The sequence below is a fragment of the Parahaliea mediterranea genome, assembly GCF_003402235.1.
Classification (GTDB): Bacteria; Pseudomonadota; Gammaproteobacteria; order Pseudomonadales; family Halieaceae; genus Parahaliea; species Parahaliea mediterranea.
In genome coordinates this window covers 517314-542392 of record NZ_QEWO01000003.1, presented here as the reverse complement: position 1 = coordinate 542392, position 25079 = coordinate 517314, and the positions used below count along the sequence as shown (strand labels likewise).

The window sequence follows — 25079 nt, the reverse complement described above, 5'->3', positions numbered from 1 at the left end:
GGCGCTGCCTTTGCGCAACGAAAAACGCCGGCACAAGCCGGCGTTTTGCGTTCGGGCCCTGCGACTGGCATGGCTGGGTTGTGAGGGCTATTGCATTACGCTCATTCCACCATGTTCATTCCATCAAGCCGGGCTGGCTGTAGTCGCACACCCCGTCGGGGAAAATTTTCAGCAGCCGCTGGCGTTGCTCGGTGGTGGGAATCCAGCTGCCGTACACGCCGTTGTCGAAGGCTTCTTCAACGGACTGCAACTGGCACTTGAACACGTCACCGGTGACCGGCGCCCCGGCCACAATGCGTGAGGTGCTGTACACCGGGAAGCGCTGGGTGCAGGCCCCGGGCGCCTCGTCATCCAGAATGCCGTTCCACACGTCGTCGCCGCTGGCAATCAGGTTGCCGTTGCTGTTGAAGCAGCTGTCCACGGCGCTGGCCGGGCGGTTCTCTCCCACACTGGCCTCGGGGTTGTCGCGGATGTTGGCCATCCACTCATCCAGCACCGCAAAGGCGGCCATGGTGTTGTCCACGTTGTCGCCGTCGGGATTGCGGTCCACAAACCAGATCACCTGGTTGGAAGCATCGCCATCAAAGTTCAGCAGGCGCTGGCGGGCGGCAAAGGACTGGTGGCTGTTGTGCATGTCCAGTTCCTCCTCCAGGTAGTGCCGCAGGTCGATCAGCGGAATGTCCACCGCGCCGTGATTGACCATGCCGGCGTCGAAGGCGGCGGCAATGGCGCCCGGGTCGGCCGCCTTGCGCGGGGCTGGCTCGCTGCCGGTGGCGGTGGCGGCGTTGCGCCAGCTCCAGGGGTCGATCTGGTCGGGGTACAGCGGCTGGTTGTCGTCCAGGGCAAAGCACAGGTCGAGGATGAAGGGGCAGCCTTCCTGCACCATCTCCGGTTCGTTCTTCCAGCTGCCCACGGCCCAGTTCAGGTCCAGGAATTCGGTGGCGCTGATATTGCCATCCACAAAGGCCTGCAGGCCGTACTGCACGCCCACGTTATCCCAGGTGGTGGCGGCAAAGCCGTCCTCGGCGCGGCCGTAGATGTTGATCAGGTCGGCAAAGTGGGTCCACTCCACTTCGGCCTGTTGCTCCGGGGTGATGCCGGGCGCTTCGCCGAAGTGCGGGTTGAGGGCCAGTGGCGACAGGCCGCGCCAGGCAGCGGTGCACTCGGTGGAGCCCGGTGGCAGCCAGGGGGTGAGGCCAAAGTCGATCACATCATTGGGCACTGCGGCGCTGGCGTTCAGGCCGATCAGCCAGGTGCGGTTTTCCCAGTTGGCCCACTTGGAGCTGGGGTCTGCCTGGACCTGCAGGTCCATCCAGCGCTCCAGCAATTCGCAGTCGCCGATGTGGATGGTCTGGGTCACCATGTCGGGGTAGGAGTACTGGGGCACGCCGGCATCGATCAGGCCCGGGTGGTTCTGGGCGTACACATACTGCTGGATACCGCCGCCGGAGCCGCCCACGCCCACGGTGTAGTCCGGCACGCCGTAGCCGGCCACAAAGCGCGACTTCACCATCAGCGCCGTTTCGCCGCCCAGTTCCAGGTTGTAGTGGGTGCCGGTTTTGGTGCCGGTGGAATAGGCCACGGCGTAACCCGCTCCCAGGCCATCCACGTAGAGTGCGCGGCTGCGGCTGGGGTCGCCCTGGTAGTGGCCGATGGCCACGCCGCCCTGGAAGTAGTAGATCAGGCGCTGGTTCCAGGCGCCGAGGTCCGGTTCTGCATCAGCCGCGGCCGGTGCCGGCGACAGCATGGCCAGGGAGTACAAAAAGCGGTTCAGGCTGCCGCGTTCCCAGCGCACGATAAAGTCAACTTCGCTGCCATCGAGGGTAGTTGTGGTAGCCATGTCCTCGGGGCGTGCCTGGCCGGGGCTGTAGTCGGCCCACTCGCCGCCGTTGGTGCGGTACTTATAGCTCACCACCGTGTCCACGCTGCACTGCTCGTCGAGCACCGGGCCCAGCTCCAGGTTGGCAAGGTCATCCTCCACCGCGCAGAAGAAGGGGTCCTGCTGTGGGCCGGAAAATATCGGGCCGGTGGCGGGGTGGTTGGTGAGGGTGACACTGGCCGGCTCAATACTGGCGATACTGCTGGTTGCGGTGAGGGTGTTCTCACCCTCGGCCAGGCCGTCCACTCGGCCCTCCAGGCGCCGCTCGCCGGCGCTGCTGAAGGCGGCGGTGACATCGCGCCCCTCCACCTCCACGCTGACTTCATCAGCAGACACCCCCTCCGGCACATCGATGCCGATGCGGGCCTCGCCGTTACTGACCTGGGCCGGGTCGCCAGAGAGCACCGCCAGCACCAGGGCGCCGGTGGGGTCCGGGTCGGGGTCGCCCCCGCCGTTGTCGTTGCGGTCGGAACTGCTGCTGTCGCCGCAGCCGGTGAGGGCGGCCAGCAGAAGCAGCAGGGGCAGGGTGAGCAGGGTTGCGGGGCGTGAGCTTCCGTTGCGTTTGGGCATATCCTTCTCCTTATTGTCAGGCTCGTTTTCAGCTTAGCCGTGTGCCGGTGGCTGGCCAATTGTTTGGTCTAAAAAAACAAACCACGAATGGACAGGCTGGTACGAGTGTGCCACCTCTGCTGGGTCAATGGGAAAGTTTTGATGGGTGCCTGGGAGTTGGCATAGGTACCCCTGTGTGGTCGAGTAAGTTAATCTCGTACCGCAATACCCGTTGCCAGCACAGGATGTGCCGGCGCACAACAATAACGACAGGTGGCCCGCCAGCGGCTGCCGCAGACGCCAGCAGGGATTTCGCATGTTCAAAACGCCATCAGACCCTATTCCATCGATCCAATGCCGCTCATTGTCCAGCGTCACCGCCTGGCTGCTTGCCGGCGCCCTGGTGTTGACCGCCAGTTGCAGTTCTCCACCGTCGGGCAAGGGCGGCACCGGCCCGGGCGCTGTCGATGGTGCGCGCATCCGCGCCGCCGACAGCGAACCGCAGAACTGGATGAGCCACGGCCGCACCTACGACGAGCAGCGCTTCAGCCCGCTCAAGCAGGTCAACGCTGACAATGTGAACAATCTGGGGCTCGACTGGTATTTCGATTTGCCCGACAGGCGCGGCATTGAGGCGACCCCCATCGTGGTGGATGGCGTGATGTATGCCACCGGCGCCTGGAGCAAGGTATTCGCTCTGGATGCCACCAGCGGCAAACTGTTGTGGTCCTACGACCCGGCAGTGCCCAAGGCCTGGGCCGCCAACGCCTGCTGCGATGTGGTCAATCGTGGCGTTGCGGTGTGGCAGGGGCGGGTGTACTTCGGTAGCCTGGATGGCCGCCTGCTGGCACTGAACGCCGCCGACGGCTCACTGGTGTGGGAAGTGCAAACCACGCCAAAGGACAGGCCCTACACCATCACCGGCGCGCCGCGTATCGTCAAGGGCAAGGTGATGATCGGCAACGGTGGCGCGGAACTGGGAGTGCGCGGCTTTGTGTCGGCCTATGACGCAGAGACCGGCGAGCGCGCCTGGCGCTTTTACACCGTGCCCGGCAACCCGGCCGAGCCCCTGGAGAACGCGGCCCTGGCCCAGGCCCTGCCCACCTGGAAGGGCGGCGAGTGGTGGAAGATCGGCGGCGGGGGCACCGTGTGGGATTCCATGGCCTACGACCCGGAGCTGGACCTGCTCTACATCGGCGTGGGCAATGGCTCCCCCTGGAACCGGGCCATCCGCAGCCCGGGTGGTGGCGACAATCTCTACCTGTCGTCCATTGTGGCCCTGCGGCCGGATACCGGCGAGTACGTCTGGCACTACCAGACCACACCCGGAGAAAGCTGGGACTACACCGCCACCCAGCACATGATTCTCGCCGAGCTCGACATCAACGGCGCTACCCGCAAGGTCATCATGCAGGCGCCCAAGAATGGCTTCTTCTATGTGCTTGACCGCGCCACTGGCGAGCTGCTGTCCGCTGAGCCCTACACCCGCATCAGCTGGGCTACCGGCGTGGACATGGCCACCGGCCGCCCCATCGAAACGCCTGAGGCGCGCTATGAAAATGGCGAAGCAGCCATGGTCTGGCCGCATCCGCTGGGTGGCCATAACTGGCACCCGATGAGCTACAGCCCGAAGACCGGACTGGTGTACGTGCCGGCCCAGGAAATCCCGCTCGTTTACTCATCCGATACCGAGTTCCGTTACAACCCAAGGGGCTGGAATACCGGCGTGGAACTGGACAAGGCCGGCATGCCCGATGACGCAGAGCTGCGCGACCAGTTCCTGCCGCTGGTGAAGGGCCATATCAGCGCCTGGGACCCGGTGAAGGGTGAGGAGCGCTGGCGCATCCAGCACGACAATATCTGGAACGGCGGGCTGTTGAGCACTGCGGGCAACCTGATCTTCCAGGGCAATGCCGAGGCCGGCTTTGCCGCCTACCGCGCCGACACCGGCGAGGAACTGTGGCACACCGACGCCCAGACCGGCGTAGTGGCCGCGCCCATGACCTACGCCGTGAATGGCGAACAGTACATTGCCGTCGCGGCGGGCTGGGGTGGCGCCTTTGCCCTGGCCGGTGGCGACAGTGCTGCGCGCAGCAAAGGCACCGTTTCCAACCCGCGTATCCTGGTGTACAAACTCGGGGGCAAGGCGGCGCTGCCGGCGCCGGCAACACCAACCGCGGCGCGCGCTGTGGATGGCGGGTTCAGCTACGACCCGCAACAGGTTGATGAGGGTTACAGTCTCTACATGGCCAATTGCCACATGTGTCACGGCGACCGGGCAGTATCCGGCAGTTCCTCCGTGCCCGACTTGCGCTACATGAGCGCCGAGACGCGCGAGCAGTTCCTGCCCATCGTACTGGGCGGCCTGCGGCATAACCGGGGCATGATCGGCTTTGCCGAGACGCTGGATCGCGACCAGGCCATGGCGATTTACCACTACCTGGGCAAGCGCGCAGAGGATGTGGCGCAGGGGCGGGATTGATTCACCGTTGCGGGGCTAGCTGCGCTGCCCGGCAATCCACTCATCCACCACCGCCTCCAGAATGGCAATGGCCAGCGAGCCATTGCCCACAATCACATCGTGGAAGGCGCGCAGGTCGAAGTCTTCTCCCAGGGCCTTTTCGGCCTTGTTGCGCAGTGCCTGGATGCGCAGTTCACCCACCTTGTAGGCCAGGGCCTGGGCGGGCCAGGTGATGTAGCGATCCACCTCGGCCACCACTTCCGCCTCGCTGAGGGCGGTGTTGGCCAGCATGTAGTCGATGGCCTGCTGGCGGCTCCAGCCGAAGGCGTGCAGGCCGGTGTCCACCACCAGCCGGTTGGCGCGCCACATTTCGTAGGTCAGGCGGCCGAAGTCGCTGTAAGGGTCCTGGTAGAAGCCCATCTCCTTGCCCAGGCTTTCGCTGTACAGACCCCAGCCCTCGCCGTAGGCCGAGTGGTAGAGGGTGCGGCGAAAGGGCGGTAAATCCAGCTCCATGGCCAGGGCGGTCTGGTGGTGGTGGCCCGGCACGGCTTCGTGCAGGGTCAGGGCCTCCAGGTTGTACAGGGGCTGGTTCTGGAAGGCGTCGGCGTTGATGAAGTACACGCCCGGGGTGCGGCCATCGGCGGTGCCGCTGGCGTAGTAGGCGCCGCGTCCCTGGGACTGGCGCACGGTGTAGGGCATGCGCGGCAGGGTGGCGAAGTACAGCGGCATCAGCCCGTCCACTTTCTTGGCGATGAAGGAAACTTTCTCCAGCAGGTCCTGGTTGCTCTGGGCATAGAACCGCGGGTCGCCGCGCAGGGAGTCCAGGAAGTCCTTGAAGCTGCCCTGGAATGCCAGCTGGTCGATAATGGCCTGCATCTCGGCGCGGATGCGTTTGGTTTCTTCTAGCCCCAGGTCGTGAATCTCGCGGGGGCTCAGGTCGGTGGTGGTGAAGTAGCGGATCAGGTAGCGGTAGTAATCCTCGCCACCGGGCACGCTGGTGATGCCCTCGCGCTTGCGGCAGGCCGGCAGGTATTCGTTGCGGACGAAGCTGGCAAAGGCGGCGTAGGCCGGCAGCACATCTTCGGCAATGGCTTCTTTTGCCTCGCTGGCCAGGCGCTTGCGCTCGCCCTCTGGAATGTTGCCGGGGAAGCGGGTGAAGGGCTCGTAGAAGGCGGACTGGGTAGGGTCGTCCACCAGGTAGCGGGTAATGGTGTCGCCGTAGTGCTGGAAGGACACGCAGGGCTGGGTGAAGCCGCTGGCAATGCCTTCGCGCAGGGCCGCCATCTGTTCCTTGTTGTAGCGCGGGTAGTCGTGAAAGCTCACGATGAGTTTTTCGTAGTCCGCCACGGTGGTAAAGGCCATGTTGGCCGGCGCGTCGGCAAAATACATGTGATAGCCGAACAGGGCGGTAATGGGGAACAGGTGATCGTACTGCTGGTAGCTCTCCTGCTCGGTTTTGCGCTCGTAGGCAAACAGCTGGTAGCTGATGCGCTCCTGGCCGCTCAGCGCGGAACCGTCAATCTGCGCCAGCCGGGCCAGCATGTCATCGTTAAAGGCCTGCCGCCGGGCGCGGGCCTTGGCGCTCATTTCCGGCAGGGTGCCGTCGGGCCGAAAGGCGTCCGGGTCGGTGCGGAAGAAAATTTTCTCCTCGTTGGCGCGGGCCCAGTGGTCGGCCAGTAGCTGTTTGAAGTCGGCGCTGGCATCGGCCAGGGCCGGCAGCGGCGCCGTGGCTAAAGCCAGGGTGGCAAGGGCCAGTGTCGAAAAGGCCCGTATCCAAAAGGCGAGAGTCGAAAACGAAAGTGCGGCACGCTGGCGTGCCCGGGCGGTAATGGCAAACAAAGCGGGATAACCTGTGTTGCTGGCGGTAGATGCCCTGCAAGCATACACACCTGTGGGGTGCATTGGCAGTAATCCGCCGGGGTGCGCTGGCAGTGGTTCATCCGAGTGTCAGCGCTCCGTCACGTTCCTGTAATGCGAATTGCGTAGATTGCCCTCGCGCAGCCATAGGGTGCTGCGCGGCCATTATTCAATAGCGCATTTGCTAAGGGGAATTTCCGTGAACGACGCCATCCTGCGACGCCATCCACTTGCCATCGCCATCGGTGCGACCCTCTGGAGCAGCGCCCTGCTGTCGAACACCGCCGGGGCCCAGGACGGCGCGACATCCGCGCGACTGGAAGAGGTGATTGTTACCGGGCGCGCTGGTGCCGGCCAATTGAACCGGGCAGAAGCCAGCTTTGCGGTGTCCTCCCTGTCGGCGGATGACCTCAGCAAAAACAACCCGCTGAGCGTGGCGGATGTATTCAAGGCAGTGCCCGGCTTCTGGGTGGAGTCCTCTGGCGGTGAGGGCAGCAACAACATCCGCACCCGCGGCATTCCCCGCGACGGCTATTCCTCCATCTCCCTGCAGGAGAATGGCCTGGCCGTGCAGCACGACGGGGGCCTGGGCTACTTAAATGCCGACCAGAGCTTTCGCCTGGATGAAACCATCGCCAGGGTAGAAGTGGTGCGCGGGGGGCCTTCGGCCATTTTTGCCTCTAACGCGCCGGGCGGTGTCGCCAACTTCATTACCCGCCGCTCTTACGATGCGCCCGAGGCCGTGCTGAAGTACGAGGCCGGCGACTACAGCCACAACCGCATCGACGGTTATTACGGGCTGCCGGTGGGCGAAGACATGTTTGTGGGAATGGGTGGCTTTTACCGCAAGAACGACGGCATTCGCGACCCGGGCTACACCTCCAACGACGGCGGCCAGATTCGCCTGAGCTTTGGCAAGCAGTGGGACAGCGGCGAGTTGTTCCTGGATGTGAAGCACATCAACGACAAGGTGGCCTTCCTGCTGCCGATTCCACTGACCTTTGATGGCGACGGCGGGGTGGCCGGCGTGCCGGGCTTTGACCCCAACTACGGCACCCTGGCCGGGCCGGAAGTGGAGCACAACACCTACCGCAACCTGGGCGATGGGTACGACTTTGACCTGGCCGATGGCACCCACACCGAGCTGACCCAGTTCACCGCCAACCTGGACTTTGCCCTAGGCAGCTGGAACGTACACAACAGCTTCCGCTATCGCCAGAGCGACATCCTGCGCAACGGCCTGTTCCCCACCGGCAACATCGAGAGCGCCACCGATCGCCTGGACAGCTATCGCCAGGCGCTGGCCGGGCAGTTGCCGGCAGGCTCCGACCTGGAGATCCGCTTTGCCAACCATCCGGGCGAGGCCTTTGATGTGGCCAACAACGCCGGCAATGGCCTGGTGCTGAACGGCAACCTGCTGTCGGTGGAAGTGCCGCTGGATGAGGTGATCAACGACTTCCGCCTGAGCCGCGCCTTTGAGTTTGGCACGCAAACCCACGATGTATCGCTGGGGGTGTACTACGCCGATTACGACTATGAGTTTGTGCGCTACATGGCCACCGCCATGTTCGAAGTGCACGACCAGGCCCACCTGCTGGATATGGTGGCGGTGAACAACGGCCAGGATGTGCTGAACGTGACCGAGGGCGGCATCCTGCGCTACGGCTCCCTGTACGACAACGTGGAAGGCACCGGCGAAACCCTGGCTTTTTACGCGTCCGATGAATGGCAGATTACCGACGCCCTGCGGGTGGATGCCGGCCTGCGTTACGAAATGATCGACCTGGGCGGTTCGGTGGAAGGCAAAACCGTGGTGGATCTGCAGCAGAGTGCGTCGCTGGCGGACGACCAGTTCATCACCGGCAACGGCGTGTTCACCCCCATCGACGAAGACTACGACGAACTGGCCTGGACCATTGGCGTCAACTACCAGTTCAGCGACAGCTTCGGCGCCTTTGCGCGCTACACCGATTCCTTCCGCACGCCCAACGCGTCGGACTACAACGGCGACCCGAGCCGCACCGACCTCAAGGTTGAGCCCATCAGCATGGCCGAAACCGGTATCAAGTTCGCCTCGGATCAGGTGGAAATCTACGCCACTGCCTTTTACACCGAGTTCGACAACATCCGCTTTACCGATTACGTGTTCGACAACACCACCAACGAATACACCAACCGCACCGCCTACGGCGATACCCAGACGGTGGGCCTGGAACTGGAAACCTACAGCTACTTCAACGACTACGTGGACATGAGCCTGGTGGTCACCTGGCAAGATGCCGAGTACAACACCTTCGCCTTCACCGAGCTGCAGAACGGCGAGCCGGTCACCGTCGACTTTGGCGGCAACCAGTTGATCCGCGTGCCGGAGTTGTCGATTCGCGCGGTGCCGGGCGTCAACCTCATCCAGGGCCGCCTGCGGGCCGAACTGGAACTGGAGTACTTTGACGACCGCTACGCGGACGTGGCCAACAGCGTGGTGCTGCCGGATTACCTGACCGTGGGCGCGGTGCTGCGCTACCAGGTCACCGACAACCTGTCGCTGCAGGTGAACGGCAAAAACCTCACCAACGAAATTGGCCTAACCGAGGGCAACCCCCGCTCCGGCCAGTTCATCAGCGGCGACGCCGGCAGCGAGTTCTACCTGGCCCGCCCCATCCTTGGCCGCTCCTATACCGCGTCCATCTACTACGCCTTCTGATAGAGGGCGTTTACCGCCGCCGGGCCGTGATGGGCCCGGCGGCTGCCATTGGCAGCGCAAAAAGGAAGCTGAAGTGACCCCCAAACTGTTTTGCCACAGGCGCCCTGCGCCGCCAGGGTTGGCGCGCATGCGCCTGCGTGTGTTGCGCTGGCTTGGCCTTTTGCTGTGCGTTGGCCTTGCGCCGGCGCTGCAGGCGCAAGAGCAGGAGAAGGAGCAGGAGCAGCAGCTGACCCTCGACGGCGCCATCGATGAGCGCCACCACAACCGCTACATCGAACTGCCCTTTGAGGTGCCGGCGGGCACCCGCCGCATCAATGTGACCTTCGACTACCCGCGCGGGCAGGGCGTTACCATCGACCTTGGCATGCTCAGCCCCTCCGGGCTGCGTGGCTGGAGCGGCGGCAACAAGGCGCGCTTTACCCTGGGGGAAGTGGATGCCACGCCCTCCTACCTGCCGGGCGTCATCGAACCGGGGCAGTGGCGCCTGCTGCTGGGGGTGCCCAATGCAGAGCCCGGCGCCCGGGTAACCTACCAGGCGCGCATCGAGCTGCTGCAGGGCGCGGCGGCCAACACCCAGGCATTTGCCGATGCGCCGCTGAAGGCGCAGGCGGGCTGGTATCGCGGTGACCTGCACATGCATACCGGCCACAGCGACGGCAGCTGCATGAACAACGCGCCGGCCAAAGTGGCCTGCCCCCTGTGGATGACCACCCAGTCGGCACGCGAAAGGGGCCTAGATTTTATTGCCATCAGCGAACACAACACCCGCTCGCACTTCCAGGCCCAGCGCGAGCTGCAGCCCCTGCTGGATGACCTGCTGCTGTTGCCGGCCCAGGAAATTACCACCTTCTACGGCCACGCCAACCTGTTTGGCAGCACCGGCTTTCTGGATTTTCGGCTGACCGAGGCCGATGCAGCGCCACTGCTGGAACAGCTCGCCGCCAATGGCGGCCTGCTGTCCATCAACCACCCCGGGCTGCCTTCCAACCGCGACTGCATGGGCTGCGGCTGGACAGCAGCCACGGATTACAGTGCCGTCTCGGCCATGGAGGTCATCAACGGTGGCACCCTGCGCGCCACCCAGGGCTGGGTGCACAGCCCGGTCTCCGGCATTCCCCACTGGCTGGCACAACTGGCGGCTGGGCATCGCCTGACCGCCATTGCCGGCAGCGACAATCACAACCCGCAGGATGCGCCCGAAAGCCCCGGTGCCGTGGGGGCGCCCACTACCGTTATCTACGCAGACAGCCTCTCGCAGCAGGGCATTCTGGAAGGTTTGCGCAGCGGCCGGGTGTTTATCGATGTGCGGGGCGATCACCCCGAGGCGGTGCTGCAACTGCAAGCCGCCACCGCCAGTGGGCAAGCGCAGATGGGGCAGGTGCTCAAGGCGCCCGCCGGCGATGAGGTGACGCTGAGCGTGTCGGTGAGCGGTGTGGCGGATGCCGCCGTGAAGGCCTGGTACCGCGACCAGCGCCTGACGCCAGGCGCCCGCCAGCGTCGCCAGGGCGACACGCTGGAGGCGCAGTACACCTTAGAGAGTGACGGTCAGCCCGGCTGGCTGCGGGTGGAGGTCACCTCGGCGGAGGGCCAGCCGCTGCTGATCTCCAACCCGGTGTATCTGAATTTGCCCTAATTGGGGCTGCCGGCAGGCGCCGGCGGGAACTGGCTCAGCAGTTCCTTGGCCACCTCCGCGGCAATGCGGTTCTTGTCTTTCTGGTCGAGGGCGTTTTTCAGGCGCCCCTCGGCAATGCCGCGCCACACAATCTTCTGGCTGTGGCTGTCGATGATATCCAGCACCACCGTGCCTTCCTGGTAGTGCTTTACGTTGGGGCCGCTGCTGTAGCCAATGCTGACTCCGGCGCCATAGGTGCCCACTCCAACCCCGCCGTGCACACCTTGTGGGTAGCCGCTGAAGCTGTCGATGCGCATCTGGTCCTGCTTGGAAATGTGATAGTTCACCCAGAAATCCGCCTGCGCGGCGTTGCTTTCGCGAAAGCCCTTGCCGTGCAGTTCGCGGTCCACATAGGTGCGCACCCGATGATCCGAGCTGTTGTACTGACGGTAGTCGGCCTCGCGCGAGGGGTGGGCGTCGTCGTACCAGCGGTAGCTGTGCAGGCTGCTGAAGTCGAAGCTGTCGCTGTGGTCAATGTCGTAGCTCGGCTGGCTGGCGCAGGCCGCCAGGGTGAGCAGGGCGGTTGCTGCCAGGCTGCGGCGCAGCTGGGTATACAGGGTCGCAAAGGTCTGCGGCATGGAATCACCAGGTCAGGAAGGGGGCCAGCCCGGCGCAGCCTAGGAGCAAAGGCCGGGGCAAAGGCCGAGTGTACAGGCTCGGCAGGGCGGTGCAATCCGCCCTCGCTGTCAGTGCCAGCGCCCGGCGCGGTAGAATGGTGCCCTTTGCCAGGCCCACAGGAGGCCGCTGTGTTGACAGGGTGTGATTTGCCCCGGGCGATGGGGGCGAGCCGGTGACCCATCCGCGCCTGATACTGATTGCGATACTGGCCGTGTGCACCATGTCGGCAGCGCCAGTGCTGGTGAGCGCCACCCACGCCAACGAGGTGACCATTGCCTTTGCCCGCCTGGGGGTGGCGGTGCTGGTGTTCAGCCCGCTGGTCATCTGGCACGGGCGCCTGTGGCGCCTGGGCTTTGGCCAGTGGTGCCGGCTGGCGCTGATCGGGCTGGTGTTTGCGGTGCATTGGCTCAGTTACTTCATCAGCATCAAGCTGGCCGGCTCATCGGTGGCCGCGCTCACCATTACCACCTACGGCGTGCAGTACCTGTTCCTGGCCTGGCTGTTCAATGGCGAGCGGGTGGGCCCGGTGGAATGCGTGGCCGTGGCCTGCTGCTTTGCCGGCTGTGTGGTGGTGTCGCCCAGCCTGTCGCTGGAAGACACCACCAGCCGCGGCATTGCGGTGGGCCTGTTCAGCGCCCTGTTGTACGCCGCCCTGCCGCTGCTGCACCAGCGCGCCAGCAGCGTGCGCACCCTCGATCGCACCTGGGGCCAGTTCTTCTTTGCCCTGCTGTTCTTTATTCCCCTGTGGCCGCGGGCCGATTGGGCGCTGGGGCAGAGCGATTACTACCAGCTGGCGGTGCTCGGCCTGATGTGTACGGTGGTGTCCCATGGCCTGTGGGTCAAAAGCAGCACCGAACTGCCGGCCATCTATTCCAGCGTGATCTACTACCTCTACCTGCCCCTGGCCATGCTGGGCAGCGTGCTGTTCCTGGGCGAAGCGCTCACCCCGCAAAAACTGCTGGGGGCGGCGCTGGTGGTGGGGTCCAGCCTGTTCCTGTCGCTGTATCGCTTCCGCCGCCGGGAGCAAGCGGCCGGCTGAGGGGCGAGCCGCCATTTGCGGTTTTGTCGCCTGCATTGTTGAACCGTGGCGCCTCCGCCGCCGCGCTCAGCGGCCAAGAGGGTGCAGGCGGTGGTGCCCGCATTGTTATGATCGGCTCCACTGCCTCTGCCAGACCATCATAAAGGCCCGCCATGACGACAGCCCGCTCCCCCTTCGACCCGGTTACCATTGGCCCCGTGAGCCTGCGCAACCGCTTTGTGAAATCCGGTGCCAACGAAGCCATGTGCATCGACGGCAAACCCACCAAGGCCCTGGTAAAACACCACCGCGACCTGGCGGCGGGGGGCGTGGGCATGACCACGGTGGCCTACATGGCGGTGGCGCCAGAGGGGCGCACCCTGCCCAACCAGATCTGGCTGCGCGAAGAGGCCCTGGCGGATTTGCAAGTGCTGACCGACGCGGTGCACAGCGAAGGCGCGGCCATCTCCGCCCAGCTCACCCACGGCGGCTCGTTCGTCACCGGCATGAAGGTAAAAGGGCGCACCATCAGCTCGGTATCCGGCTTTAACCCCGCCGGAGCCCTGAAGGGCAACTTCTTCAGCCGCGCCATGAACGAGGATGACATGGCGCGGGTGACCGACGAGTTTGTGCGCGCCGCGCAGCTGTGCCGCCAGGCGGGCTTTGACGCGGTAGAACTGCACATGGGCCACGGCTACCTGCTGAACCAGTTCATCTCTCCCCTCAGCAATACCCGCGACGACGACTACGGCGGCAGCCCACAAAACCGGGTGCGCTTTCCGGCCCGGGTGCTGGCGGCGGTCAAGCAGGCGGTGGGGAGCGACCTGGCAGTGATCGCTAAACTCAGCGTGGCCGATGGCGTGCGCCGGGGCACGCAGGTGGAAGACACCGTTATCACCGCCCAGGCGCTGGAGGCGGCCGGTGCCGACATGCTGGTGCTGTCGGGCGGGCGCAATGTGGAATCCACCTGGTACATGTTCGGCAGCAACATGCATCGGGAAGAGATCAGCAAAGTCCTCAAACAACAGGGCGAATGGATCACCTCGCTGATGATGAAGGCGGCCGCCTCCAGCGAGCCGAAGGTGACCTTCCGCGAGCTTTACTTCCTGGAAAACTCCCGCCGCATCCGCGAGGCGGTGAGCCTGCCCCTGGCCTACGTGGGGGGCAGCAAGTCTCTGGCCAATGCCGAGCAACTCGTGAGCGAGGGCTTTGACTGCATCGTCATGGCCCGCGCCCTCATTCACGACCCGGCCCTGGTCAACAAATTCAAAAGCGGCGAGGTGAGCCAATCCGGCTGCGACAACTGCAACGGCTGCGTGGCCTACATCTATCACCCGGCGGGCACCTGGTGCGTGAAAAACCCGCCCAACGACCCGGCCCTGAACCAGGTGCCGGCGGCGCAGGGTTGATGTTGGCAGACGCAGGTTACATGGAGGACAGCGCATGAAAGTCTGGTTGATTGCACCCTGGACCCGGGTGCAGGACATGGTTGAACTGGCCCGCCACGCGGAGGCCCTGGGCTTTGAAGGCATCATGGGGGCCGACCACGCCTTTGTGCCGCAGTCCATGGCGCCGGGCTACCTGTATTCCGACGATGGCCGCCCGCCCATCGACGGCGACATGCCCTACCCGGATGTGTGGACCACCATCGCCGCCATGGCCTGCGCCACCCGGCGGCTCAAATTCTCCACCGCCGTGTACGTGCTGCCGCTGCGCAACCCCATTGAGGTGGCCAAGGCGCTCGCCAACCTGGCTCATATCAGTAACGACCGCGTCATCCTCGGCGCCGGCGCGGGCTGGATGAAAGAAGAGTTCGACGTGTATGGAGTGGACTTCCAGCAGCGCGGCAAGCTGCTGGATGAGTCCATCGAGGTGATGCGCAAACTGTGGCGGGGTGGTTACGTGGCCCACGACGGCCCGCTCTATCCCTTTGCACCCCTGCAGATTACGCCGGCGCTGGAGCGCCCGGTGCCGGTGTACATCGGCGGCGCCAGCAAGGCGGCCCTGAAGCGCGCCGCGCGTTTGGGCCAGGGCTGGATTGGCGCGGGCAACGACATCGACGAAGTGCCGGCGATCCTTGAGCAGCTGGCGGCCTACCGGGCCGACTACGGCCGCGAGGCTGAGCCCTTCGAGACCGTGATCGCCGTCAACCAGCCCCAGCAGATCGACAAAATGAAGCGCCTGCAAGCACAGGGCATGACCTCCGCCGTGTTCGGTGTTACCGACCACACCCTGCCGCTGGCGGACAAACTCAAGGCAATGGATGCCTTTGCAACGGGCCTGATGCCGCAACTGGCCTGATGCCGGCCTGCTTTCCCGATTAGCCAGGCCGGTGAGTCTTGCAGGTTGCCACCGCTTGCCTGACTGTGCTGTGATGGGCGCGCACGTTTATACAGGGCAACTGTGACGGACGTGGGTGACGAACTCCGGTGAAGAGCTCGGGCCCCGCCGCACAGGGATCGGGTAATCTGCCATGGCGCACAGGGCACCATCATCATCCGCGTTTTCCAATCTGCGGGAAGACCCGCTGGTCTCCGTTATTATTGAAAGCCTTCCCGGCATGTTCTACGTGTTTGACGTGAACGGCCGGATGCTACTGTGGAACCAGCGGCTCTGCGAACTGACCGGCTATTCACCTGGCGACATAGAACACCTGCACCCCCTCGACCTGTTTGAAGACAGGGCCTACATGGCCGGGCGCATCCGCGAGGTGTTCGAACGCGGCAGCAACGAACTGGAAGGCAGCCTGGTGCGCAGGAATGGCGAAACCGTGCTGGTGCGCTTCTCTTCAAAGCTGGTGGACATCAACGGCCAGCAGTGCGTGGCCGGCCTGGGGGTGGATGTGTCTGACCGCCAGCGCATTGAAGAAATCCTCCACGACAGCGAAGCGCGCTATCGCAGCTTTATCGAGAACACCACCGAGGGCGTGTACTCCTTCGAGGTGGAGCGGCCAGTGCCGGTGGAGACGCCGGTGAGCGAACAGATCCAGCAGGTTTACAACGGCCGCATTGTGGCCTGCAACGACGCCATGGCGCAGATGTACGGCTACACGCACGCCGCCGACCTGGTGGGGGTGAAGATCAGGGATCTGCACGCCGGCGAAGACCGCCCGCAGAACCGGGCCTTCCTGCAGGCGTGGATAGAAAACGGCTACCACATCGTGAATGCCGAATCGCTGGAGGTTGGCCGCGACGGCAAGCCGCTGTGGTTTGCCAATAACTGCGTGGGCATCGTCGAAAACGGTTGCCTGGTGCGTGGCTGGGGCGCGCAGATTGACATCAGCGAGCGTAAATCCGCCGAGCAGCGCCTGCGCCTGTCGGCGAGCGTGTTCGAGAACATCGCCGATGGCATCTTCATCACCAATGCCGATTACACCATTGTCGATGTGAACCAGGCATTTGTGGACATTACCGGCTACGGCAAGGCCGAGGTGATCGGCAAGGACACGCGGCTTTTACAATCCGGCCGGCATGACGATGCCTTCTTTCTGGAATTGCAGCACACCCTGGGCGAGCGCGGCTCCTGGCGTGGCGAGGTCTGGTACCGGCGCAAGGATGGCGAAATCTTCCCGGTGCTGTTGACCGTGAGCGCGGTGGAAAACGACGACGCCGTGCTGACCCACTACGTATGCGCGGCCACCGACATCAGCCAGATCAAACAGTCACAGGAACGGTTGGACTACCTGGCCCACCATGACCCTCTCACCGGCCTTGCCAACCGCGCCCTGCTGGTGGAGCGGCTGGAATGGTCGATGCAGCATGCCCGGCGCAACCAGCACGCCTTTGCCCTAGTGTTCATTGACCTGGACCACTTCAAGCACGTCAACGACAGCATGGGGCACCCGGCGGGGGACGAGCTGCTGCAGGCTGTCGCGCGGCGGCTGGTGAACGCGCTGCGCGAAGAAGACACGGTGGCCCGCCTGGGTGGCGATGAGTTTGTGCTGATTCTTGAACAAATCCCCGACGCCAACGTGGCCGCGCGATTGGTGGAAAAACTGCTGAAGGCCCTGGCCGAACCCTTTCGCATCGAGGGGCGCGACATTCACGTGCTGGCCAGCATGGGCATCTGCCTGTATCCCGGCGATGGCGACGACACCCAGACCCTGCTGCGCAATGCCGACGCCGCCCTGTTCCGGGCCAAGGAGCGCGGGCGCAACACTTTCGAATTTTACACCGAAGAACTCACCCGCAACGCCCTGGCCCGCGTGCTGTTGGAGAGCAACCTGCGGCGCGCCCTGGCCGAGAACCAACTGGCACTGCACTACCAGCCCCAGATAGATCTGGACACCGGCGCCGTGGTGGGCATTGAAGCCCTGGTGCGCTGGCACCACCCCGAGCAGGGCCTGATGCTGCCGGGCAGCTTTATCCCCCTGGCCGAGGAAACCGGGCTCATCCATGACATTGGCGAATGGGTGCTGCGGCAAGCCTGCCGCCAGGCGCAGCTGTGGCGGACGGCGGGCCTGACCTTTGGCCGGGTGGGGGTGAACGTATCCCGCGCCCAGTTGCAGCGCGGGCGCCTGTTCGAAGAAATCCAGCAGGTGCTGGCTGACACCGGCTTGGCGGCCCACCACCTGGAGCTGGAAGTGACCGAGAGCTTCATCATGGCCCAGGAGCGCCTGGCCATCCGCCAGCTGGACCGCCTGTTTGGCAGCGGGGTGTCCATTGCCATCGACGACTTTGGCACCGGTTATTCCTCCCTCAGCTACCTCAAGCGTCTGCCGGTGCATCGGCTTAAAATCGACAAAACCTTTATTCAGGACATTCCCGGGGACGAGAACGACGTGGCGATCACCGCCGCCGTTATCTCCATGGCGCACAAACTGGGGCTGAACGTACTGGCCGAGGGAGTGGAGTCCGCCGAGCAGGCGGCCTTCCTGCGCGAGAGCGGCTGCCGGGAGGCGCAGGGCTTTCTGTATGCGCGCCCGCTGGATGCCGCTGCGGCCACCGCCTTCCTGCGCGCCAGGCGTGCTGGCTAACAGGGCCAGCCAGCAGCCGGGGTTGGCACTGCCCCTAGGCAACAACCGTGCGGTGCAGCAGGCGTTCGTAGCCCTCGTAACCGCCGTTGGCCTTGTGCAGCACCGAGCGGTTGTCCCACATCACCAGCATATTGGCCTGCCATACGTGGTGGTACTGGAAGGTCTCCCGGGTTTGCCACTGGTACAGCTCCAGCAGCAGCGCCTCAGCCTCGGCATCCGCCATGCCTTCAATACCGATAATGTAGCCAAAACAGCCGAAGATGGCGGGCTCGCCGGTTTCCGGGTGGGGGCGAATCAGCGGGTGGGCCTGCACCTCGTAGGCTGAATCCGAGGCCACAATGCGAAAGCCGCGCTCCTGGCCTTTGTCGGCTTCGCCATACAGGCCATCTGGTGCGTAGGCGCGCTGGGCCGAGTGCAGGGCGCGCTTGCCTTCGACTCGCTTACGCAGGCCATCTGGCATGTGTGCAAGCGCCAGGTGCTGGTTGATGAAGTCCGTGTTGCCGCCGTGGGGCGGGATGGTAATGCCGTACAGAATGGTCGCCGCCGGCGGCGTGGCGCCAAAGCTCCAGTCGGTGTGCCAGGCCTCGGCGAAAATGGGCGTGCGCTCATCCGCCCGCCGGCGAATCTCAATCACCTGGGTGCCTTCCATCGGCGGAATGTAAGGGTCGCCTGCAAAGTCGCCAAACTGCAGGCTGAAGCGCTCCAATTGCGCATCGCTGAGCTGCTGATCTGGAAAGGCCAGCACATGGTGTTGCAGCCAGTGCTGGCGCAGCTCGTTGACCTGCGCTTGCGCCAGTGGCTGGCTGAGGTCGATGCCCGTTACCGTGGCGCCGCAGGCACCGTTGCTGGGAGTAATGGTCAGTGGCATGGTTATTGTCCTTTTATTGGCGGCCAGCTGGCAGTTCTACTTAATCGCGCGCCCCGCGTAAAGCCGCGCCGGCCTGCCAGGTGGCGCGATCCTGCCCCCAGGCCCGCACCGGGTGCGCCGCCAGCGAGCCGGGCATGCGCGTCTCCTCCCCGGGGCGGGACCCAAGCCGCTCCGCCAGCGCCTGCGAGCGCACATTGGCATCGGCAATCAGGTGATCCACCCGCGTCCAGCCCAGCACATCAAAGGCGTAGTCCATGCTGGCCACCGCCGCCTCAAACCCGTAGCCCTTGCCCTCCGCCGAGCGCAGCAGGCCCCAGCCCACCTCACGCACCGGCCAGTGCAGGGGCGTCCACGGCCCAATGCGGCCAATCCACTGGTTGGACGACTTCTCTATCACCGAGAACATGGCCGCCGGCAGCATGTGCCAGGCGCCAAGCAAAGTGCAAAACGAGCGCCAGGCATCCGCCTCGCTCTGCACACCACCCAGGTGCTCCATGGTTATCGGGTCGGCGGCAAACTCAGCAAAACGCGGGAAGTCCTCTGGCCTGGGCGGGCGCAGCAGCAGGCGAGGGGTTTCCAGTTGAATAGGGGGCATGGAGGGCATGAGGTTGGCCTTTACAAAGGGTTGCAGAGCGTTGCAGGGTTTATAGCACAGTGCGCGGGGTGTGACGGGTGGCCGCACTGGCTGGCGGCGGCCTGAGCCGCGTATCAGGGTGCGCGAAGCTGCAGGTCGACCTGAACAATCACCTCAAAGCCGACGGTGCTGTCGTTGGCCCACATACCGCTGCCCACGTTGAACTGGCGCCGGTCCAGCACAGCCTGGCCGCTGAGCCTGGCATTATCGCCGTCCTCCCGCCACGTAAACTGCAGCGCTACGGCCCGCTCAACGCCCTTGAGGTTCAGCGTGCCGTGGGCAACAAATGATCCGTCGCCGCCGGCACTGAATCGGGCGGCGGTATAGCGCGCATTGGGGTACTCATCGACATGGAACCAGTCCGCACCCGGCAGTGACATGTCCCGCTCATCGCTACCGGTAGTGACCCCGGCCAGTGGTATCGCCGCATCAAACCGGCTGCCCGGCAGGTTCTGCGGGTCAAACCGGATGTCTGCCTTAAAGCTGGGGAAGTGCCCCTGAAAGGCGACATTGTCGTAGGTGGCGGTAAAGCCCAAGTGGCTCTCGGTGGCCACCATCGGCCATTGCGGTGCTTTCGACAACGGCAACGACAACGACCGCGCAGCGCTCACCGCTTCTGGCGCTTCTTTCGCTTCAGCGGCCTGAATGGCATCGCCACCGGCCATCGCCGAGGAGGGCGCCTCGCCAGCGGGGCTTTGCTGGCCCGGCAGCCGCCAGGCGTACACGCCAACGCCCAGTGCCCCGGCCAGAGCAATTGCGAGTGCGCCCCTGCCGTAACCGCTGGTCGGCGCCATGCGTTGCAGAAAGTCCCGGCTGCGAAGGTGGTGCCCGATGGCCATTGCCACATGCCCCATCAGTAGCACAATCAGTAGCCAGGCCAGAGTGCCGTGAACGCTTTCAAACGCATGCTGCAAATCACGATCCGGCCCGGTGAGTGAAGGCACCGCGAACATGCCAAACCAGCGGAACGGAAAATCAGCGGTGGAATTCAGCACCCAGCCGCTGAGGGGAATCAGCAGCATCAGCACATACAGCGCAAAATGCCCGGCGCCGGCCAGCCGGACATTGAGAGACGAAAGTCCTGCCGGCTGCGGCGGCGCCGTGGCCCGCAGCCGCCACACCACACGGGCCAGCAGCAGCGCCAGCACCGTAATGCCGAGCGACTTGTGCCAGATATAAACCCTGAGCTTGGTCGGCGAGAGCGGCATTTCCCCGGCGACCAGTGCAAGCACAATGGCCGCCAGAATCAGCGCCGCAAACAGCCAGTGCAGCAGCTTGCCCGCTGCACTCCATTGGCTGGGCCCAAGGGGTGGTTCAGCGCTGGCCATGCGTGATGGCGCGCAGCATCTACTGCTTAACGCCCTCAACCTCAATCATGATATCGATATCCGCACCCACCACCGGAGCGTAGGTCGTCATGCCCCACGCCGTGCGATCAATCGTGGCGCTGACACTAAAGCCCGCCTTGGCCGTACCCATCTGGTCGCCCACCTTATTCACCACCGTCTTCAGCGTGACCGGGTGCGTCTGGCCGAGCAACGTCAAATCACCGGTGATTTCCAGCGTGTTCTCCCCGGTCTTGGTGACAGCGGTGCTCTTGAACGTCATGTCGGGGTACTTGGCGACGTTGAACCACTTTTCATCGCGCAGGTGCTCGTTCCACTCAGCGTCGTGCATCTCCAGGCTGTCGACCGGAATCGTCACAGTGACACTGGAGGTCTCCGGCGCATCCGGGTTGTAGCTGAAGCTGCCATCAAAATCAGTGAAAAAGCCGGTAGACGTGGAAAAGCCGAGATGGCTGACGCGGAACAGAATCTGCGTGTGCGCCTTGTCGAACGCATAATCCGCGGCACTGGCCATGGTTGGAGCCAGCAACGTAGACAGGCCCAACAGGCCACCCAGGGCAACGGCTTTGTACGTTGAAACGTGCTTGGACATCGTAGTCTCCTGATTGAATGCGCGGTCTGGCCGGGGCGTGGTATCGGCTCCGCTGGCTCATCCTAGCTGGCTATTGTGACAGTCGCAAAGGTGTGGATTGGGTGTGGTGGCGTTTTCGGCGCTGTTGATCCACACCTGCTGGCGATGGGGAAGTCGCTGAACGAGAACTGATCGCGGGGGAGTTATTTGGTGGGGCTTGGGGCTTGCCGAGCGTTCGGTTGCTGGCTGCCATCGAACGAGATGGCCCGCCCGAGAGGATTCGAACCTCTGACCTTTGCCTCCGGAGGGCAACGCTCTATCCAGCTGAGCTACGGGCGGTCTGAACAAGTTTTCCGTGTTTTCACACGTCCCAGCACTATTGCAAGCCGCCAGTGGATAGAGCGTTGCCAACGCTCCCCCTTCGGGGGCCAGCCCGAAATCGTAGATTTCGGTCGTTCCGCCTGAAACTGCTGCGCAGTTTCGAAGCGGCCCCACCCAGCTGAGCTAGGGGTGGATGCTTGCACCCCGGGGTGGGGCGGAAGGACGCGAATCATACCGAACCGCGCCCATTGAGTCTATCGCCGCGCCTGTCAGCTGGGTTTAGCCGATGTCCACACAGATTTTGCCGAAGTGGCGCTGGCTTTCCTGGTGGCGGAAGGCGTCGGCCAGTTCTTCGAGGGGGTAGTGGCTGTCGATGACGGGCTTGAGGCCGTTGGCCTCGACGGCCTGGATCATGGCGCTCTGGTGCTGTTGGCTGCCCACGGTGATGCCGTGGATGCGGGCGTTTTTCTGGAACAGTTCGGCGGTGGGCACTTCGCCGCTGATGCCGGTGAGTACGCCGATCATGCTGATGCAGCCGTCGAAGGCGACGGCGCGCACGCTCTGTGCCACGGTGCCTGAGCCGCCCACTTCCACGACGAGGTCGGCGCCGTGGCCGCCGGTCAGTTCCAGCACTTTGTTGCCCCAGCCGGGAGTGGTTTTGTAGTTGATGAGGGCTTGCGCGCCCAGTTCGCCCAGCCGTGCGAGCTTGTCGTCGGATGAGGAGGTGGCGATGACGCGGCAGCCGATCATGCGCGCCAGTTGCAGGGCGAAGAGGGAGACGCCGCCGCTGCCCTGCACCAGCACCCAGTCGCCGGGCTTGAGGTGGGTTTCTTCCATCACTGCGCGCCAGGCGGTCAGGCCGGCGCAGCCGAGGGTGGCGGCCTCGGCAAAGTTGAGGTTGGTGGGCATGCGGCTGAAGGCGCCGGCGGGCATGGTGACGGTCTGGCTGGCAAAGCCGTCTGCGTTGTCGCCGGGCACGCCGCCGAGTCGTGCCCGGGTGGGGCCGCCGTCCGGCCAATGGGGGAAGAAGTAGCTCAGCACGCCGTCGCCCACGGCAAATTCGCTCACGCCATCGCCTACGGCGGTCACGGTGCCGGCCCCGTCAGACAGGGGAATGCGGCCATCGGCGCTGGGGATCATGCCGGTCACAACGGCGTAATCGTGGAAGTTGAGGGAGCTGGCCTTGACCGCTACCTGGATTTCACCCGGGCCGGGAGCGCGGGGTTCGATGTCGCCGGGGATGAGCTTGTCGAGGCCGCCGGGGGCCTGGAGTCGTACTGCGCGCATGCTGCTTCCTTATTGCTGTGATGGCACGAAGCAGCAGTTCTACCAGTTGCGGCCGGGCATGGCCAGTGCGCGGGACTACCACATCAGATCGTCAGGAATCTCGTAGTCCTTGTACCACTCTTCCTCTTCTGCGGTGAGCTGGGCGGCGTCGGTTTGGTGGCAGCGGATCACGCGGCTTTCGTCCCGTTCGGCGATTTTGTCGGCCACAACGCCCGGGATGAGCTGGTACTGGTCGCCCTGTTTGGCAATGGCCAGGCGGCCGGCGGCCAGCTGTTTTTGCTGGATGGCGGTGACGTAGAGCTTTTTCACCTGCTTGCCGTCGGTGAAGTGGAAGCTGATGTCGCCGCCGGCGCGGTCCACCAGGTTGGTGTCGATCAACTGGCGGATCTGGGCGTTGATGGCCTTGCGCTGGGCTTTTTCGTTGAGCTGCTGGTTCAGCTCGCGGTCGCGCTGGGCCTTTTCGGCCTTGGCCTGGCGGGCGGCGGTTTTGATTTCGTCTTCCTGTGCCTGGCCGCTGCGCCGGGCAACCCGGTTGGCTTTGCGCTTTTCTTTGTCGAGTTGCTTGGCCCGCTTGGCGTCGGCCAGGCCCGCCTGCAGTAGCTGGTCTTTGAGTGATCCGGACATAGTGGGGTCTTTGCGGTTCGGGGCTGTGGATTGTAGCGCCGCCGCCGGCACAGGCCCAGTGCGTGGGGCACGGCCGGGGGTAAGGCCGAGCGTATAGCCGGGAGCATAGCCCATCCAGTTATAAGAAAAGATTGTAAAGATAAGTAAATAGTATTTGTTTGAGGAATATCATGGCGGGCAGAGGCGTCTAAGACATAACAGAGCCGCAAGGCTTCTGCGAAACAGCTGCACTCCGGTGGTTCAGGGGCAGCTGGGTGCAATGGACGATGGAGGTAGACAGAATGAATAAGTCATTGTTAACCGGTGCAATTTTGGGCGTAACGATTGCCACTGCAGGTGGTGTGGCGGCCAGTTTTGGCCTGCTCCCAGGGGGCGGTGGCGCCAGCGAGGCGGAGGTGCTGGAGGTGACCGAGGTGCGTGAAACCGTGGATAACCCCCGCGAGGTCTGCAAGGACGTGGCGGTGACCCGCCAGCGCCCGGTGAAGGACCAGCATCAGGTGCTGGGTACGGTGGCCGGTGCGGTCATTGGCGGTGTGCTGGGTAACCAGGTAGGCGGCGGCAGCGGCAAGAAGATCGCCACCGTGGCCGGCGCCGCGGCTGGCGGCTATGCCGGCAACAAGACCCAGGAGCAGATGCAGGCCGGCGATACCTATGTCGCCACGGAAACCCGCTGTGAAACGGTGGTGGATTCCCGCGAGGTGATCAGTGGCTACGACGTTACCTATGAACTGGACGGCGAAACCGACACCGTGCGCATGGCCTATCATCCGGGCGACAGCATTCCGGTGGAAGACGGCAAGCTGGTGATCAACAAAGAGAAGGGGTAAAAGCACGGCCGCCCCGGATGCGGGGCGGCCAGTAACGAGCAAGGTCTGTAGTTTGGGGCCATCTTCCCCGGCCCCGTCCTGCCCGCGGCGAGTCTCCTCCCGCGGGCTTTTTTGTGCGCGTTTTTTTGCGGCCGGTGTTACTGGCCGGCGGTCACTTTGCCGGGCGGGAAGGAGCCCAGGATGTTCACGGCGGCGGCGTTCACCACGTTCTGGTCGCGCAGTTGCTCTTTGTCTTTGATGCGGGACTGGATGGTGCTGCGCCACACGGATTTCTTCAGGGCCGGGTCGATCATGTCCAGGATGAAGGTGCCGTCGGTGTAGTTGCGGGTGACTACCTCGGTGCCGCCTGGCATGCAGGCCCAGCAGTTGTACATGGCGTAGCGGTTGTAGCCGTAGTAGGGGCCGTACATGCCGGGGTCGTTGTAGGTTTGCACATCGGTCTTGAACTGGGTGACCAGGTGCCAGCTCACCAGCATGTCGGCCTGGCTGGCATCTTCAATCACCTCAAAGCCTTTTTGCTTGAGGGCGAAGGTCAGGGCGTCGTCCACGCGGTCGACCTGGATGTCGCTCAGCTGCATTTTGTTGTCGCCGCTCACCTGGCCAGAGCCCGCGTAGAAGGCGATGGTTTTTACCGCATCGAAGTTGTAGCCGGGTTTGTAATCCACGTCGGGCTTGGGCGGGCTGCTGGCGCAGGCGGCCATCAGCAGGCCGGCGGCGATAACAGCCAGCGCGCGGCTGGATCGATAAACGGTGTGCAACATCGTGTTTCTCCTGGGCTGTGTGGTGAGTCGGCCGTCGGCGGCCGCAACTGCCAAGCGACGCGGGCTGGCGCGCCGTGTTAGCTGGGCATGAGTATAGCCGCTTTGCGCGG

General features: G+C 64.2%; 18 protein-coding genes and 1 tRNA gene. 8 read left to right on the top strand and 11 right to left on the bottom strand.

Translation table 11 applies throughout. From position 1 onward, the window contains the following. Nucleotides 1–115: 115 nt before the first annotated feature. Nucleotides 116–2449: a DUF6351 family protein gene (locus DDZ17_RS11860; protein ID WP_116367079.1), complete on the bottom strand. Its 2334-nt coding sequence runs from the start codon at nt 2447–2449 to the stop codon at nt 116–118. A 295-nt stretch (nt 2450–2744) separates the two neighbouring features. On the opposite strand from DDZ17_RS11860, the gene DDZ17_RS11855 reads away from it, so the two are divergent. After that, nucleotides 2745–4910, top strand: coding sequence for a PQQ-dependent dehydrogenase, methanol/ethanol family (locus DDZ17_RS11855; protein ID WP_116367077.1), 2166 nt, complete (start codon nt 2745–2747; stop codon nt 4908–4910). Between the two features lie 15 nt (nt 4911–4925). On the opposite strand, the gene DDZ17_RS11850 is transcribed toward DDZ17_RS11855, so the two are convergent. Further along, nucleotides 4926–6728 carry a DUF885 domain-containing protein gene (locus DDZ17_RS11850; RefSeq protein ID WP_206613532.1) on the bottom strand — a complete coding sequence of 601 codons (1803 nt, stop codon included), beginning with the start codon at nt 6726–6728 and terminating at the stop codon, nt 4926–4928. Between the two features lie 217 nt (nt 6729–6945). Between DDZ17_RS11850 and DDZ17_RS11845 the strand changes: the two genes are divergently transcribed. Further along, nucleotides 6946–9447 carry a TonB-dependent receptor gene (locus DDZ17_RS11845; protein ID WP_170150205.1) on the top strand — a complete coding sequence of 834 codons (2502 nt, stop codon included), beginning with the start codon at nt 6946–6948 and terminating at the stop codon, nt 9445–9447. Nucleotides 9448–9574: 127 nt separating this feature from the next. Beyond that, the gene (locus DDZ17_RS11840) at nt 9575–11080 is read left to right on the top strand and encodes a CehA/McbA family metallohydrolase (protein WP_116367071.1); all 1506 of its coding nucleotides are present in this window, start codon (nt 9575–9577) and stop codon (nt 11078–11080) included. On the opposite strand, the gene DDZ17_RS11835 is transcribed toward DDZ17_RS11840, so the two are convergent. Continuing rightward, nucleotides 11077–11697 (bottom strand): DUF4136 domain-containing protein, encoded by a 621-nt coding sequence (locus DDZ17_RS11835; RefSeq protein ID WP_116367068.1) that lies wholly within the window; start codon nt 11695–11697, stop codon nt 11077–11079. The genes DDZ17_RS11840 and DDZ17_RS11835 overlap by 4 nt on opposite strands. Before the next feature lie 212 nt (nt 11698–11909). Here DDZ17_RS11835 and DDZ17_RS11830 point away from each other — a divergent pair, with 212 nt between their 5' ends. The 4 genes from DDZ17_RS11830 to DDZ17_RS11815 all read left to right on the top strand — a co-directional run bounded on the left by DDZ17_RS11830 (nt 11910) and on the right by DDZ17_RS11815 (nt 17730). After that, nucleotides 11910–12776: a DMT family transporter gene (locus tag DDZ17_RS11830; protein ID WP_116367066.1), complete on the top strand. Its 867-nt coding sequence runs from the start codon at nt 11910–11912 to the stop codon at nt 12774–12776. A 152-nt stretch (nt 12777–12928) separates the two neighbouring features. After that, nucleotides 12929–14164, top strand: coding sequence for an NADH:flavin oxidoreductase (locus DDZ17_RS11825; RefSeq protein WP_116367064.1), 1236 nt, complete (start codon nt 12929–12931; stop codon nt 14162–14164). Between the two features lie 34 nt (nt 14165–14198). Continuing rightward, nucleotides 14199–15056, top strand: coding sequence for a TIGR03619 family F420-dependent LLM class oxidoreductase (locus tag DDZ17_RS11820; protein WP_116367062.1), 858 nt, complete (start codon nt 14199–14201; stop codon nt 15054–15056). A 172-nt stretch (nt 15057–15228) separates the two neighbouring features. Further along, entirely contained in the window at nt 15229–17730 is a 2502-nt protein-coding gene (locus tag DDZ17_RS11815) for a sensor domain-containing protein (protein ID WP_116367060.1), read from the top strand. A gap of 34 nt (nt 17731–17764) precedes the next feature. On the opposite strand, the gene DDZ17_RS11810 is transcribed toward DDZ17_RS11815, so the two are convergent. The 7 genes from DDZ17_RS11810 to DDZ17_RS11780 all read right to left on the bottom strand — a co-directional run bounded on the left by DDZ17_RS11810 (nt 17765) and on the right by DDZ17_RS11780 (nt 23381). Continuing rightward, on the bottom strand, nt 17765–18598 hold the full coding sequence (locus DDZ17_RS11810) for a TauD/TfdA dioxygenase family protein (protein WP_116367057.1): 834 nt from the start codon (nt 18596–18598) through the stop codon (nt 17765–17767). A 40-nt stretch (nt 18599–18638) separates the two neighbouring features. Then, nucleotides 18639–19193 (bottom strand): GNAT family N-acetyltransferase, encoded by a 555-nt coding sequence (locus tag DDZ17_RS11805; RefSeq protein ID WP_206613531.1) that lies wholly within the window; start codon nt 19191–19193, stop codon nt 18639–18641. A 113-nt stretch (nt 19194–19306) separates the two neighbouring features. Then, nucleotides 19307–20560 (bottom strand): cytochrome b/b6 domain-containing protein, encoded by a 1254-nt coding sequence (locus DDZ17_RS11800; RefSeq protein ID WP_116367053.1) that lies wholly within the window; start codon nt 20558–20560, stop codon nt 19307–19309. 19 nt (nt 20561–20579) lie between these two features. After that, complete coding sequence (locus DDZ17_RS11795; protein ID WP_116367051.1) at nt 20580–21170, bottom strand: YceI family protein; 591 nt, start codon at nt 21168–21170, stop codon at nt 20580–20582. Between the two features lie 241 nt (nt 21171–21411). After that, nucleotides 21412–21488: transfer RNA gene (locus DDZ17_RS11790), tRNA-Arg, on the bottom strand. A gap of 261 nt (nt 21489–21749) precedes the next feature. Then, nucleotides 21750–22757 (bottom strand): zinc-dependent alcohol dehydrogenase family protein, encoded by a 1008-nt coding sequence (locus DDZ17_RS11785; protein WP_116367048.1) that lies wholly within the window; start codon nt 22755–22757, stop codon nt 21750–21752. Nucleotides 22758–22832: 75 nt separating this feature from the next. Then, nucleotides 22833–23381, bottom strand: coding sequence for a DUF2058 domain-containing protein (locus DDZ17_RS11780; protein ID WP_116367046.1), 549 nt, complete (start codon nt 23379–23381; stop codon nt 22833–22835). A 281-nt stretch (nt 23382–23662) separates the two neighbouring features. On the opposite strand from DDZ17_RS11780, the gene DDZ17_RS11775 reads away from it, so the two are divergent. After that, entirely contained in the window at nt 23663–24208 is a 546-nt protein-coding gene (locus DDZ17_RS11775) for a glycine zipper 2TM domain-containing protein (RefSeq protein ID WP_116367044.1), read from the top strand. A 137-nt stretch (nt 24209–24345) separates the two neighbouring features. On the opposite strand, the gene DDZ17_RS11770 is transcribed toward DDZ17_RS11775, so the two are convergent. Beyond that, the gene (locus tag DDZ17_RS11770; RefSeq protein WP_170150204.1) at nt 24346–24969 is read right to left on the bottom strand and encodes a DUF4136 domain-containing protein; all 624 of its coding nucleotides are present in this window, start codon (nt 24967–24969) and stop codon (nt 24346–24348) included. Nucleotides 24970–25079: the final 110 nt, after the last annotated feature.